The following is a 13,593-nucleotide window of genomic DNA, read 5'->3' on the forward strand; positions in this document are numbered from 1 at the left end:
TGCGCGAGCCTTAAATGAACTTCTGGCTCGCGAGGAACTCGGCCAGCTGCTTGCCGCCCTCGCCCTCGTCCTTGACGATCGTGCCCGCCGTACGGGCCGGACGCTGCGCGGCCGAGTCGACCTTGGTCCAGGAACCCTCGAGGCCGACCTCGTCGGCCTCGATCTCCAGGTCCTCCAGGTCCAGGGACTCCACCGGCTTCTTCTTGGCGGCCATGATGCCCTTGAAGGACGGGTAACGCGCCTCGCCCGACTGGTCGGTCACGGACACGACGGCCGGCAGGGACGCCTCAAGCTGCTCGGACGCGGCGTCGCCGTCCCGACGGCCCTTCACGGTGCCGTCCTCGACCGAGACCTCGGAGAGCAGCGTGACCTGCGGGACGCCCAGGCGCTCGGCGAGGATCGCCGGGAGCACGCCCATGGTGCCGTCGGTGGAGGCCATGCCGCAGATGACCAGGTCGTAGCCGGTCTTCTCGATCGCCTTGGCGAGCACCAGCGAGGTGCCCATGACGTCGGTGCCGTGCAGGTCGTCGTCCTCGACGTGGACGGCCTTGTCGGCGCCCATGGACAGCGCCTTGCGCAGCGCGTCCTTGGCGTCCTCGGGGCCGACGGTCAGCACGGTGATCTCCGCGTCGTCCGCCTCGTCGGCGATCTGCAGCGCCTGCTCGACCGCGTACTCGTCGAGCTCCGACAGCAGGCCGTCGACGTCATCGCGGTCGACGGTCAGGTCATCGGCGAAGTGCCGGTCGCCGGTGGCGTCGGGCACGTACTTCACACAGACAACGATCCTCAAGCTCACGCCGGCTCTCCTACTGCATTGTCTCTATTGAGCTGCCTTGTGCTTGGCAGCATAGGCGCCTTACTGGGCGGATCCCGGTCGGGGCGGGCCGCGCTCCGAACGAAATATTACTCGTCAGTACACCCAGCTGTTTCCCTGTAAGCAAGCGCTTTGAACTGTGACCTTGCCAACGCTCCGTAATCGGCGGCCCTCAGTCCCTCAGCGCGTTGTAGCGTCCCTGGTGGTAAAGGAGAGGCCGCCCCCCTCCCGCCGGGTCACCGACGACCACCTGGGCGACCACGATCCGGTGGTCCCCCGCCGGAATCCGGGCCACCACGCGGCACACCAGCCAGGCCGGCACCCCGTCGAGCAGCGGGACTCCCTCCGGACCCGTGCGCCATGCGGTGGGCGGCGCGAAGCGGTCGGCACCGCTGCGGGCGAAGGTGGCAGCCAGATCCCGCTGGTGCTCGCCGAGTATGTGTACGCCGATGTGCTCGGCCTCGGCGAGTACGGGCCAGCTGGAGGAGCCCGTACCCACCCCGAACGAGATCAGCGGCGGCTCGGCGGCGACCGAGTTGAGCGAGGTGGCGGTGAAGCCCACCGGGCGCTCCCCCTGCGCGGTGATCACCGACACCCCCGCGGCGTGCTGCCGGAAGACGGAGCGCAGCAGTTCGGGTGAAGCGGGCCGGGGAGTCCCGAGTTCGGGCGAAGCCGTCATGGAGCTGTCCTTCTTGCGTGGAGACGAGCGGGGCCGTGGTTGCTCAGCAACCCGGACAGCGCGCGCTCGCGTTGCGGGCGAGGTCCACGTGGACCCGGCCGTGGAGAAGGAGTTGTGGCGGCATGGCGTCAGACTGGCGATTCGTGGTGCTTGCAGTCAAGTGGGTGACGGGATGTGCGAGCAGCGTCACGAAGCCGGTGCTCACACCGCTTCGCCGAGCGCGGCGATGACGTCGGCCCTGCGCGGCTGCCCCGCTGCTCTGCGGACGACGCGTCCCAGGCCGTCCAGAACGAGCACGGTCGGCGTCTTGGTGATCCCCAGCTCCCGCACGAGGCCGAGGTTGTCCTCCGCGTCGAGTTCGACATGCGCGACCCCAGCGACCATGCCCGCCACGTCGGCGAGCGTCCGCCGGGTCGCCCGGCAGGGCTGGCAGAAGGCGCTGGAGAACTGGACGAGCGTCGCACGCGCCCCGAGATCCGTGCCCAGCTCGGCGGCGCCGAGCCGCCTGTCGTCGTCGCGCACCCTTAAGTCCCTCCAGTCCCTCCGCCCCAGGCTCCAGCATCCCCGGGACCGCGAGAATTCCCGGTCCCCTGCGCCTGTCTGCTGCGCAGGGTGACCGCCCGGTCCGGGTGACGTGACGAGAATCTCGCCGCCCACGGGCGGCAGGACTGGCCAGCCGGGCCCACATGGGGCACGATCTGCACCATTGCCGGAACCTACGGCAGCGTAACTTTCCGCCGGGAGAACCCTCCCCAGGCATGAGAGAAGGGTCCCTCCTCCAGATGGCAGAGCTGGTCTATCCCCCGGTGATCGGTGCGGCGCACACTCTCTTCAAGGCGCTCGATCTGCGGATCGACATGAAGGGTACGGAGAACATCCCGCACAAGGGCGGCGCCGTTCTGGTGTCCAACCACATCGGGTACCTGGACTTCATCTTCACCGGACTGACCGCCCGGCCCTCCAGGCGGCTGGTCCGCTTCATGGCCAAGGAGTCGGTGTTCCGGCACCGGGTGTCCGGGCCGCTGATGCGCGCGATGAAGCACATCCCGGTGGACCGGCAGCAGGGCGAGGCGGCCTACGCGCACGCGCTCGACGCGCTGCGGTCGGGCCAGATCATCGGCGTGTTCCCGGAGGCGACGATCTCCCAGTCCTTCACGCTGAAGAGCTTCAAGTCGGGTGCCGTGCGGCTCGCCCAGGAGGCCGGTGTGCCCCTGATCCCGATGGCGCTGTGGGGAACCCAGCGGATCTGGACCAAGGGCCGGCCGCGCAACTTCGGTCGCAGCCACATCCCGGTCACGATGCGCGTCGGCGAGCCGATGCCTGCCCCCACCGACGAGTACGCCGGTGCGATCACCCGGCGGCTGCGCGAGCGGGTCCAGGATCTGCTGGAGGCCGCGCAGCGGTCCTACCCGGTCCGGCCCAAGGACGCGGACGACACCTGGTGGGTCCCCGCCCACCTCGGCGGCACGGCTCCGACGCCCGCTCAGGTGCGCGAGGCAGGCTGACACCCCTGCGCCGCGCCGCCCGCTCCGCCGCTCCGGTCGCCGGCGGCTCCGGCTCACAGCGCGTCCGGGAGCGTCTTCCAGAGGTAGTGCCGGTCCGGCGCCGCCCGCAGCACGTCCAGGACCACCGGGTGCGGTGCGGCGTAGAGGACGGGATAGTCGACCTCGTCGAACTGCGGACGCACTGTCCAGGCCAGTCGTTCGCCGTCCACCGAGAACTGTGCGTCCACACCGGGCTTGTTGCCCCGGGGGTCCTGCCGGTCCCAGCGCTTCCGCCCGGGCAGCCGGAGCGCGACCAGCCCGTGGACGACCGGATTCGAGCCGTCCTCGTCGGCGAGGCGCTGATAGCAGAGGCCGGCGGGGATGGACGCGCCTCGCAGGAGCGCCACGAGGGCGTGCGACTTGGCGTAGCAGATACCGGTGCCCTGCGCGAGGACGTCCGACGCGCGCCAGGTGACCCGGAGGTCGTCGACGTCCTGGGAGTGCGGAATGGTGTCCCGGATGAACTCGAATGCGGACTTGGCGTATGCGTATGCGTCGGAGGCGCCGACCCTGAGGGCGGCTACGGTCTCGCGGATCAGCGGGTGGTCATGGTTGACGGCATCGTCCGCCACAAGGTAGGCGGAGATGTCGGAATTGTCCTGGATCAGCTGCATAAGCAATGAGACTAAGGACACAGCCGACCGGAGTCAATACATTTCCGGTCGGCTGCATAGATATTCAGGATCTTGCTAGGGGGTGTCGTCAAAGTAGCGCCGTCCGCCCGAAGGGCGGGACCCGCGGCGTCTGGTGCGGTGCATCGCAAGGCGGAGGATCATCCTCGTACTGGACGTACTTGGATGACTCCGACAACGCAGCGAGGTGCCGTGCCAGACGCCGCGGGTCAGGCGGGACTTTGACGACGCCCCCTAGCGGCCCATCTCTTCCGCGAGAGCCGCGACAAAGCCGTCCACGTCCTCTTCGGTGGTGTCGAAGGCACACATCCAGCGGACGTCGCCGGCCGCCTCGTCCCAGAAGTAGAAGCGGTAACGCTTCTGCAGCCGCTCGCTGACATCGTGCGGCAGCCGCGCGAAGACCGCGTTCGCCTGGACGGGATGGAGGATCTCCACACCGTCGACCTTGCGGACCCCTTCGGCGAGCCGCTGCGCCATGGCGTTGGCGTGCCGGGCGTTGCGCAGCCACAGGTCCTTGGCGAGCAGCGCCTCCAACTGCACCGAGACGAACCGCATCTTGGAGGCCAGCTGCATCGACAGCTTGCGCAGGTGCTTCATCGCCCGCACGGCGTCCGGGTTCACGACGACCACGGACTCGCCGAAGAGCATGCCGTTCTTGGTGCCGCCGTACGACAGCACGTCCACGCCCACCGTGTTGGTGAAGGTGCGCATCGGCACGTCCAGGGAGGCCGCGGCGTTGGCTATCCGCGCCCCGTCGAGGTGGACCTTCATGCCGCGCTCGTGGGCGTGCTCGCAGATCGCCCGGATCTCGTCCGGCGTGTAGACCGTGCCGAGTTCGGTGTTCTGGGTGATCGAGACGACCTGCGGCATCGCCCGGTGCTCGTCGTCCCAGCCCCAGGCCTGCCGGTCGATGAGCTCGGGGGTGAGCTTGCCGTCCGGCGTGGGTACGGTGAGCAGCTTCAGCCCGCCCATGCGCTCGGGCGCGCCGCCCTCGTCTACGTTGATGTGCGCGGACTCGGCGGCGATGACCGCGCCCCAGCGGTCGGTCAGCGCCTGGAGAGCGACGACGTTGGCCCCGGTGCCGTTGAAGACGGGGAAGGCTTCGGCGTACGGCCCGAAGTGGCTTCGTATGATCTTCTGCAGGTGCTCGGTGTACTCGTCCTCGCCGTAGGCGACCTGGTGGCCGCCGTTGGCGAGCGCGATCGCCGCCAGGATCTCCGGATGCGCTCCCGCGTAGTTGTCGCTGGCGAATCCGCGCACTGCCGGGTCGTGATGCCGGCGGGCGTCGGTTCTCAGGTTTGCGGGGTCAGCCACAGACGGGATCCGTTCACTTCCTGGGCGGGACGGTCCCAGACGCCGGCGATGGCCTCGGCCAGCTCCTTGACGTCCGTGAAGCCCGCGAACTTCGCGTTCGGGCGCTCGGCGCGCATCGCGTCGTGCACCAGTGCCTTGACCACCAGGATCGCAGCCGCCGCGCGCGGCCCCTCCTCGCCCCCCGCCTTGCGGAAGGCGTCGGCCAGCGCGAGCGTCCACGCCTCCGCCGCCGCCTTGGACGCCGCGTAGGCGGCGTTGCCCGCGGTGGGCTTGGAGGCGCCCGCGGCGCTGATCAGCAGGTAGCGGCCGCGGTCGCTGCGCAGCAGCCCGTCGTGGAACGCCAGCGAGGTGTGCTGGACGGTCTTGATGAGCAGCTTCTCCAGCAGCTCCCAGTCGGCCAGGTCGGTCTCCGCGAACGTGGCGCTGCCGCGCCAGCCGCCGACGAGGTGGACCAGGCCGTCGATCCGGCCGAACTCCTTCTCGGTGCGCGTCGCCCACTCCCGGGCCGCACCGAGGTCGAGCAGGTCGACGGTGTCACCGACGACCGTGGCTCCGCCGTGGGCGTAGCGCGCCGCGTCGACCGCCTCCGCCAGGCGGGCCGCGTCGGCGTCGGCCGCGACCACGGTCGCGCCCTCCTCCGCGAGCCTCAGCAGTGTGGCGCGGCCCGCCGGGCCTGCCGCGCCGGCCACCGCGATCACCGCTCCGCTGAGCGTCCCGTTGCCGTTCACGTTCATGGACGTCGCCTCCTGGGCATGTGTGCTCACGCGGCGCTCGCCGCGGTGATGCCCTTGGTGGAGGCAATCACGTCCTTGAGCTTCTTGGAGAGCGCCTCATAGAACATGCTGAGCGGAAACTCGTCCGGAAGCACGTCGTCGACGAGTTTGCGGGGCGGCAGGGTCAGGTCGAGCGCGTCCGGGCCCTTGGCCCAGCGCGATCCGGGGTGCGGGGCGAGGTAGCCGGAGACCAGCTCGTACGCGGCGAACCAGTGGACCAGCTTGGGGCGGTCGATGCCGGAGCGGTACAGCTCCTCGATCTCCGCGCAGAGCTGGTTGGTGACCTGCGGGGCACGCTCCCAGTCGATCTTCAGGGTGTTGTCGGTCCAGCGGACCACGTCGTGCTTGTGGAGGTATGCGAAGAGCAGCTGGCCGCCGAGCCCGTCGTAGTTGCGGACGCGGTCCCCGCTGAGCGGGAAGCGGAACATCCGGTCGAACAGCACGGCGTACTGGACGTCGCGGCCGTGGGAGTTGCCCTCGGCCTCCAGCTTCACGGCCTCCTTGAAGGCGGTGAGGTCGCAGCGCAGTTCCTCCAGCCCGTACATCCAGAACGGCTGCCGCTGCTTGATCATGAACGGGTCGAACGGCAGGTCGCCATGGCTGTGCGTGCGGTCGTGGACCATGTCCCACAGCACGAAGGCCTTCTCGCAGCGCTCCTGGTCGCCGACCATGTCCCGGATGTCGTCGGGGAGTTCGAGGCCGAGAGTGGCCACGGCCGCCTCGGTCACCTTGCGGAAGCGGGCCGCCTCGCGGTCGCAGAAGATGCCGCCCCAGGTGAAGCGCTCCGGCGCCTCGCGCACGGCGATCGTCTCGGGGAAGAGCACCGCGGAGTTGGTGTCGTAACCGGCGGTGAAGTCCTCGAAGGTGATACCGAGGAAGAGCGGGTTGTCGTAGCGGGTGCGCTCCAGCTCGGCGAGCCACTCGGGCCACACCATGCGCAGGACGACGGCCTCGAGGTTGCGGTCGGGGTTGCCGTTCTGCGTGTACATCGGGAACAGCACGAGGTGCTGGAGACCGTCGGCGCGCTGGCCGGCCGGCTGGAAGGCGAGCAGGGAGTCCAGGAAGTCGGGGACCACGAAGCCGCCGGCCGCCCAGGCGCGCAGGTCCTTGACGAGGGCGCGGTGGTAGGCGGCGTTGTGCGGCAGCAGCGGGGCGAGCTCCTCGATCGCGGCGACGGCACGCTCCAGCGTGGCCTCGGCCGTGGCGCGGGAGGGAGCGCCCTCGGCGTCGAAATCGATCGAACCGTCCTTGGACTGCCAGGGGCGGATCTCTTCCACGGCGGTCTTGAGCACGGGCCATGCCGGGTGGTCGACCACCCGCTCGTCGGTGGCTATGGACCCACCGGGCCGGTCCTGCACAAGAATTTCCGTCATGACACTTCCTTCACAGGAGAACCTCGCGTAAGAACACCGTATAGGCGCGAGGCTCTCCTTCTCAAGTGGGATCTCGGGAAATTATCCTGCCTCGACCCCTCCCTCACCGCAATTTTTGCCGTCTGAGGCCGTCGAGGCGATCGCTTCCGCGACTCCGGCGAGAGCGTCCCGCGCGTCGTCCAGGTAGGCCGGCAGCGAGAAGAACCCGTGGAACATCCCCGGGTAGTGCCGCTCGGTGACCTCCACTCCTGCTGCCCGCAGCTTCTCCCCGTAAGCGCGACCCTCGTCACACAGCGGATCGCACCCGGCGGTCACCACATACGCGGGCGGCATGCCCGCCAGGTCCGCCCGCAGCGGCGAGGCGAGCGGATCCGCGCCGTCGCCGTCCGGACCGAGGTACTGCTCCCAGAACCACCGCACGTGCGCGGCCGTGAGGTAGTAGCCGGTGCCGTTCGTCGTGTACGAGGCGGTGTCCTGGCCCGCGTCCAGACCGGGGTAGACGAGCACCTGGAGGGCGGCGTCCGGCCCGCCGCGCTTCCGCGCCAGCAGCAGCGATGCCGCCGCCAGGTTGCCGCCCGCGCTGTCGCCGGCCACGACCAGAGCGCCCGGGTGCCCGCCCAGGTCGCCGAGGTGCTCCGCCGCCCAGCACAGCGCGGCGTAGGCGTCCTCCACGGCCGCGGGGAAGCGCGCCTCGGGTGCCCGGCGGTAGTCGACGGAGACCACGGTGGCGCCCGACGCGCGGCACAGACCGCGGACGGTCGCGTCGTGGGTGTCCAGGTCGCACAGCACCCAGCCGCCGCCGTGGCAGAACACCACGGTCGGCCGGGGCCCGGGCGGCCCGTCCGGCTCGGGCCGGTAAATCCGGACCGGTACCGGGGGCGCGCCCACCGGGCCGGGGACCGTACGGTCGGTGACGGAGCCCACCCGCGGCGGCTCGCCGGGCGGCCGGGGCGCAGCGGCCAGGATGCGCCGGGCCTCGGCGGCATCCGTCACGGCGCCGCCCACGTCGGGGAAGACCGCGGTCAGGGCATCGGCGAAGGGGCGGGCCGCGGGCGCCAGCCGGTCGGCCTCCGGGGTCATGCGCGCTCCCTCTCCTGCTCGGTCCTGAAGTGCGGGATGACCTTCTCGCCCCACTGCCGGAGGGTCTCCAGGCATGCCTCCTGCGGCACGGTGCCCATCTGGATCAGGCACATCACCTCGTCGGCGCCCGCGTCGCGGAGCCGTTCCACGTACGCGATCGCGTCGTCCGCCGTGCCGTAGGCGTGGTCGGCGTTGAACGTGGCGGTGGCGGTGGGGCGGACCGGGATCCGGTGCTCGTGCAGCCGGGCGACGACCTGCTCGGCCGCCTTCCGCATCTCGGCGGCCTCGTCCGTGCCCTCGACGACCGCCTCGTCGGGGATGCCGGCGCCGCCGTACCAGTGACCGATGGACTGGGCGAAGAAACGCTGTCCCCGGATGCCGATGCGCCGGGCCTCCTCCCGGTCGTCCAGCACGATCGTCGGACACAGCACGGAGAAGTGGTCGTTGACGACGGTGGAGACGAACCGGTCGCTCCCCCGCCGCCGGATCGCCCGGTCGTACGCGGCGCGCATCTCCACGATCGCCCCGGGCCCGGCGAAGCCCATGACCAGCGCCCCGATACCCAGCTCGGCGGCCTGGGTGAGCGTCTCCGTACGACTGCAGGCGAGGAAGAGCGGCGGATGCGGGGTCTGCCGCGGACGCGGCAGGATCGGATGCGGATCGATGTCGATCAGTTCGCCGTGGTACTCGAGTTCGTCCTGTTGCCAGGCCTTGCCGACGATGCGCAGCGCCTCCTCCACCTCCTGGGCCGTACGGTCCTTGTCGACCCCGCACAGGGAGGTCTCCTGTGCGGTGCCGCCGCGGCCCGCACCGAGGTCGAGGCGGCCGCCGGAGAGCAGGTCGAGCATGGCCGCCCGCTCGGCGACCCGGGCGGGGTGGTTGAAGTTGAACGGCATGCACACCACGCCGTGGCCGATCCGGATGGTGCTGGTCTTCGCGGCCACCCAGGTCAGGAATATCTCGGGGGCGCTCATATGGGCGTACCACTTGAGCGAGTGGTGCTCGACGGCCCAGACGCGGTCGAAGCCCATCCGCTCGGCGAGCACCGCCTGCTCGACGCTGTCGCGGATGACCTGGTGCTCCCGCTCCACGGTGGGATCGGCCAGCTGGGCTTCGAAGATCACGGAGAATTTCACGCCGCCTCCAGGGGGTTGTGTCCCGCGCAGTGGTGTCCCTCGCCCTGCTCATTTCGATTCGCTATATGACTAGTAGTCATGTCACGAAGAAGCAAGAGCGGGTGGTACGCGTGCCGCCTCGACTCGCGCGTCAAGGTTCGGGGGACGCGCCCACGCACGGGTGACGGGACAGGCGTCCGGGGCGACGCCGGAGGCCGGACGGGCGTGAGCCACCTGGTTCCACCCGGGGGAAACGTGCGGTGTGAGGCCGGTTCCATTGCCGGGCCGGGCCGTTAGGCTGCCTGCCTGCCGCGTGGTCGGTGTCAGGTCGCCGCGCGGGAATGCCGCCGTCGACGGAAGCGAGAGAGACCTTGACTTTCCTCACCATCGGTCATCGCGGGGTCATGGGTGTGGAGCCGGAGAACACCCTGCGGTCCTTCGTCCGCGCGGAGCACGCGGGCATGGACGTCATCGAACTGGACCTGCACCTGAGCAAGGACGGGGCGCTCGTGGTGATGCACGACGCCGAGGTCGACCGCACCACGGACGGCAGGGGCGCCATCGCCGACATGACCCTCGCCGAACTGCGGGAGCTCGACGCCGGCCAGGGCGAGCGCGTCCCGGTCTTCGAGGAGGTCCTCGACGCCGTGCGGTCGCCCCTCCAGGCGGAGATCAAGGACGTGGCCGCGGCCCGGGCCCTCGCCGAGGTCATGCACCGTCGGGACCTCGCCGGGCGCGTGGACGTGTCGTCCTTCCAGGAGGAGGCGGTCACCGAGATCGCGCGGCTGGTACCGGGCGTACGGACCACGCTGATCGCGAGCCACTACGGCACCGACGTGGTGGACCGGGCCCGCGCGGCCGGAGCGGAAGCGGTCGCTCTCAACATCCGCCGGCTCACCCTGGAGACGGTCGAGAGCGCGCACGCCGCCGGGCTGAAGGTCATCGGCTGGGTGGTCAACACCCAGGACCATCTGCGGCTCGTCCGGGCGCTGGAGCTGGACGGCGCGACGACCGACTATCCGGAGATCCGGCGCACCGGCCGCTTCACCGCGTAGCGTGCCCGGCCGGTCCGCCGGCCCGTCAGCCGGTCAGCGGTTTGACCAGCAGCTCGAACTCCAGGTCGTCGCGCTGCGGGATGCCGAACCGCTCGTCGCCGTACGGGAAGGGGGACATCTTCCCGGTACGCCGGTATCCGCGGCGCTCGTACCAGGCGATCAGGTCGTCCCGCGCCGAGATGACGGTCATGTGCATCTCGCGCGCGCTCCAGTTCTCGCGTACGGAACGCTCGGCCTCGGCGATGATCACCTTGCCGAGGCCCGCGCCCTGCAGCTCCGGGCGGACCGCGAACATGCCGAAGTACGCGCTCTCGCCGCGGTGTTCGAGCTGGCAGCAGGCGACGAGCGCCCCCTCGCGCTCCACCACGAGCAGGCGGCTGCCTGCGGCCCTGATCACGTCGAGCACGCCGTCGGGGTCGGTGCGCTGCCCCTGGAGGAGGTCCGCCTCGGTGGTCCAGCCCGCCCGGCTGGCGTCGCCCCGGTAGGCCGACTCGATCAGCCCGACGAGCGCGGGCACATCGGCGTCGGCGGCGTCCCGGAAGGTGAGTTCTGCTGCGGCCCGGCTCGGGGCGGTGTCCATCGGGTGCGGTCTCCGTTTCACGTGCTGGTGTCCCGGTGCCCCGGTCCGGCTCGCGGACGCCGGTCCCGGGCACCCAGAGCGTAACGCGGCCCCGTCCGGCGGTCCGTGTGCTCCCCCACTACCCCGCTGCGCTCGCGTGCGCCCCGGGGGCCGGTGGGCATCACCTCCGGGACACCGTCGAACGGGGAGGTGCGCCGTGCACGGTCCGGTGACGTCCGCATGGCTGCTGGTGGCGCTGTGCGCAGCGACCGGCGCCTACTGCCTGCTGCGGCTGCGCAGTCCGTCCGAGGAACAGCGCAGCGCGGCCGGCAGCGAGGCGGTGATGGGGTTCGGCATGGCCGCCATGGCGGTGCCCGCCGCGGCGGCCGGGCCGCCCCGGCTGACGGGGGCGGTGCTCTGCGCGGTGTTCGGCGTCGCCGCGTTACGGGCGCTGTGGCTGTCCCGGCTGAGCGTTCACCATCTGCACCACCTGCACCATCTCGTCGGATCGCTGGCGATGCTCTACATGGCGGTGACGATGCTGCCGGGCGGCGGCCACACGGGCCATGGCGCGGCCACCGCGGCGGGCGGCGTCCCGCTGCTGACCGGAGCACTGCTGGCGTACTACGGGGTGTACATGCTGCGCACCGGCGCCGGGCTGCTCTCCGTCACCGCTGCCGCCTCGGCCGGGGGGCCGGCGGGCGCCGGCTTCGCCGGGAGTGTGCGGCCGGAGGTGACGGCGGCCTGCCGGCTGGCGATGGGGATCGGGATGTTCGCCATGCTCCTCACCCTGTGAGACGTGGCGTCCGTCACTTGAGGGCCAAGGTCATACCCGCCGGTAGCCCGTGCTCATAGGCTGGGGACCATGATGGTCCCCTTCGCGCTGCTGCTGCTCGGCGCAGTGGCCGCTGTCGTGGCCCCGCGACTGCTGGCCCGGGCCGACTGGCCGGAGCGCGAGCCGGTGGTGGCGCTGTGGGTGTGGCAGTGCGTGGTGGCCGGGGTCCTGCTGTCCTTCGCGCTCTCGATGACCCTCAGTGCGGCCGCCGCCTGGCAGGTCGTGCGGGGCCGCGTCTTCGCCCACGCGCCGAGCGGGGTGGTCGATGCGTACGCACTGGGCATGGGCGGCCCCTGGGCCGCGGGCACCGCGGTCCTGCTCGCCGGCGGCGCGGCCTGGACCGCCGCGATGCTCACCCGGGAGATCCGCCGGACGCGCGCCCGTCGGAGGCAGGGCCGCCGGGAGCTCCTCGTACGCGCTCCGCTGCTGCCGGGCGAGGAGCCCGGCCCCGAGCGGCTGGTCGTGCTCGAAGGCGCGCGCCCCGATGCCTGGTGGCTGCCGGGCGCCGCGCCCCGGCTCGTGATCACCACCGGAGCATTGCAGCGCCTGAAGGGGCGTCAGCTGGATGCCGTGCTCGCCCACGAGCAGGGTCATGCCGCGGCCCGGCACGACTGGTTGCTGCACTGTTCCGCCGCCCTGGCCACCGGCTTCCCGCAGGTGCCGGTGTTCGCCGCGTTCCGCGACGAGATGCACCGGCTGGTGGAACTGGCCGCCGACGATGTCGCCTCGCGCCGGTTCGGCCGGCTGACCATCGCCCTCGCCCTGGTGGAACTCAACGAGGACCGGGGCGTGTTCGGGCCGTGCCCCACCCCGCAGGCCCAGGTGCCGCAGCGGGTGCACCGGCTGCTCGCGGCCGCGCCCCGGCTGACCGCCGGCCGTCGCCTCCGGCTGACCGCCGCCGCCGCGCTGGTGCCGGTCGTTCCGCTGCTCGTCGCGTTCCTCCCCGGCCTCAGCGCTCTGGGTTAGCCCGGAGGCTGCGCCATCGGCGATGATCGCCGCATGCGTGATACGGCCCCGCCCCCCAAGTCCCGTATGCCGTCGCCGCTTCCGCCGCGTGCGGGGGTGATGCTGAACACAGCGCTTTCGCTTTTCGCCGTGCTGTCGGCGGTCCTGGTCGCGCTGGTCTCGGTCGAGTGGTCGCCGCTGCTCGCGTACGACCGCGAGATCGCCGACCTGCTGCACCGCAAGGCGGTCGACGATCCCGGTTTCACCCACCTGAACCGGGTGCTGACGGACTGGGTCTGGGATCCGTGGACGATGCGGGTCCTGCTCGCGGCCGTCGCGGGGTGGCTGCTGTGGCGGGGCGAGCGGCTGCTCGCCTGGTGGGTCGTGGGCACCGCCGCGGTGGGCACGGTCGTACAGCAGGGCCTGAAGGCGGCCGTCGGACGCGAGCGGCCGCGCTGGCCGGACCCGGTTGACTCGGCGCACTACGCGGCCTTCCCGTCCGGGCACGCGATGACGGCGGTGGTCGCCTTCGGGCTGCTGCTGTGGCTGCTGCTGAGGTTCGGGGCGGGCGCCCCGGTGTGGCGGGCGACGCTCGCGGTCGCGGCGGTGTCGGTCGTCGGCGTCGGCCTGACCCGGTTGTACCTGGGCGTGCACTGGTTCTCCGACGTGGTCGGAGGCTGGCTGCTCGGTGCCGCCGTCGTGATGCTCTCGGTGATCCTGTACGAGCGGCGTGCTGCCGGCGGCGGTCCGCGAGGACCGCGCGGCTGAGGACCGGCGGCAGCCGTACGGCGGAGTGCCGCCGGTACTGGACGATCCCCCGCGTCGCCCAGTACCGACAGCCAGCAGCACCAGGGCACCCCGGAAGGGCCCGGTGC

15 protein-coding genes are annotated in these 13,593 nt (G+C 71.3%); 5 read left to right on the forward strand and 10 right to left on the reverse strand.

From position 1 onward, the window contains the following. Window positions 1–10 precede the first annotated feature (10 nt). The 3 genes from ACWV17_RS08525 to ACWV17_RS08535 all read right to left on the reverse strand — a co-directional run bounded on the left by ACWV17_RS08525 (window position 11) and on the right by ACWV17_RS08535 (window position 2,045). Window positions 11–796: an electron transfer flavoprotein subunit beta/FixA family protein gene (locus ACWV17_RS08525; RefSeq protein WP_455353955.1), complete on the reverse strand. Its 786-nt coding sequence runs from the start codon at window positions 794–796 to the stop codon at window positions 11–13. Window positions 797–986: 190 nt separating this feature from the next. Then, on the reverse strand, window positions 987–1,493 hold the full coding sequence (locus ACWV17_RS08530) for a flavin reductase family protein (protein WP_455353956.1): 507 nt from the start codon (window positions 1,491–1,493) through the stop codon (window positions 987–989). Between the two features lie 201 nt (window positions 1,494–1,694). After that, entirely contained in the window at window positions 1,695–2,045 is a 351-nt protein-coding gene (locus ACWV17_RS08535; RefSeq protein WP_455359214.1) for a thioredoxin family protein, read from the reverse strand. A 230-nt stretch (window positions 2,046–2,275) separates the two neighbouring features. Between ACWV17_RS08535 and ACWV17_RS08540 the strand changes: the two genes are divergently transcribed. Further along, entirely contained in the window at window positions 2,276–2,998 is a 723-nt protein-coding gene (locus ACWV17_RS08540) for a lysophospholipid acyltransferase family protein (RefSeq protein ID WP_455359215.1), read from the forward strand. A 53-nt stretch (window positions 2,999–3,051) separates the two neighbouring features. Here ACWV17_RS08540 and ACWV17_RS08545 read toward each other — a convergent pair whose 3' ends face one another. From ACWV17_RS08545 to ACWV17_RS08570, 6 genes are all read right to left on the reverse strand, one after another. Beyond that, on the reverse strand, window positions 3,052–3,651 hold the full coding sequence (locus ACWV17_RS08545) for a transglutaminase-like domain-containing protein (RefSeq protein WP_455353958.1): 600 nt from the start codon (window positions 3,649–3,651) through the stop codon (window positions 3,052–3,054). A 252-nt stretch (window positions 3,652–3,903) separates the two neighbouring features. After that, complete coding sequence (locus ACWV17_RS08550) at window positions 3,904–4,965, reverse strand: threonine aldolase family protein (RefSeq protein WP_455354029.1); 1,062 nt, start codon at window positions 4,963–4,965, stop codon at window positions 3,904–3,906. Continuing rightward, window positions 4,962–5,717: an SDR family NAD(P)-dependent oxidoreductase gene (locus tag ACWV17_RS08555; RefSeq protein ID WP_455353959.1), complete on the reverse strand. Its 756-nt coding sequence runs from the start codon at window positions 5,715–5,717 to the stop codon at window positions 4,962–4,964. Before ACWV17_RS08555 ends, ACWV17_RS08550 begins: the two co-directional genes overlap by 4 nt. Before the next feature lie 26 nt (window positions 5,718–5,743). Beyond that, a complete protein-coding gene (locus tag ACWV17_RS08560; protein ID WP_455359170.1) occupies window positions 5,744–7,129 on the reverse strand; it encodes a DUF6421 family protein in 1,386 nt (461 codons plus the stop codon). Window positions 7,130–7,210: 81 nt separating this feature from the next. After that, window positions 7,211–8,209 (reverse strand): alpha/beta hydrolase, encoded by a 999-nt coding sequence (locus ACWV17_RS08565; RefSeq protein WP_455359171.1) that lies wholly within the window; start codon window positions 8,207–8,209, stop codon window positions 7,211–7,213. Further along, complete coding sequence (locus tag ACWV17_RS08570) at window positions 8,206–9,345, reverse strand: LLM class flavin-dependent oxidoreductase (protein WP_455359172.1); 1,140 nt, start codon at window positions 9,343–9,345, stop codon at window positions 8,206–8,208. Before ACWV17_RS08570 ends, ACWV17_RS08565 begins: the two co-directional genes overlap by 4 nt. 350 nt (window positions 9,346–9,695) lie before the next feature. Between ACWV17_RS08570 and ACWV17_RS08575 the strand changes: the two genes are divergently transcribed. Next, window positions 9,696–10,379 carry a glycerophosphodiester phosphodiesterase gene (locus ACWV17_RS08575; RefSeq protein ID WP_455353963.1) on the forward strand — a complete coding sequence of 228 codons (684 nt, stop codon included), beginning with the start codon at window positions 9,696–9,698 and terminating at the stop codon, window positions 10,377–10,379. A 25-nt stretch (window positions 10,380–10,404) separates the two neighbouring features. On the opposite strand, the gene ACWV17_RS08580 is transcribed toward ACWV17_RS08575, so the two are convergent. After that, window positions 10,405–10,959: a GNAT family N-acetyltransferase gene (locus ACWV17_RS08580; RefSeq protein ID WP_455359173.1), complete on the reverse strand. Its 555-nt coding sequence runs from the start codon at window positions 10,957–10,959 to the stop codon at window positions 10,405–10,407. Window positions 10,960–11,155: 196 nt separating this feature from the next. Here ACWV17_RS08580 and ACWV17_RS08585 point away from each other — a divergent pair, with 196 nt between their 5' ends. The 3 genes from ACWV17_RS08585 (at window position 11,156) to ACWV17_RS08595 (ending at window position 13,486) form a co-directional block, all read left to right on the forward strand. Next, window positions 11,156–11,734 carry a DUF5134 domain-containing protein gene (locus ACWV17_RS08585; protein ID WP_455359174.1) on the forward strand — a complete coding sequence of 193 codons (579 nt, stop codon included), beginning with the start codon at window positions 11,156–11,158 and terminating at the stop codon, window positions 11,732–11,734. Between the two features lie 69 nt (window positions 11,735–11,803). Further along, a complete protein-coding gene (locus ACWV17_RS08590; protein WP_455353966.1) occupies window positions 11,804–12,739 on the forward strand; it encodes a M56 family metallopeptidase in 936 nt (311 codons plus the stop codon). Between the two features lie 33 nt (window positions 12,740–12,772). Further along, window positions 12,773–13,486: a phosphatase PAP2 family protein gene (locus ACWV17_RS08595; RefSeq protein ID WP_455359175.1), complete on the forward strand. Its 714-nt coding sequence runs from the start codon at window positions 12,773–12,775 to the stop codon at window positions 13,484–13,486. Window positions 13,487–13,593 lie beyond the last annotated feature (107 nt).

The organism is Streptomyces mabaensis (genome assembly GCF_053763515.1).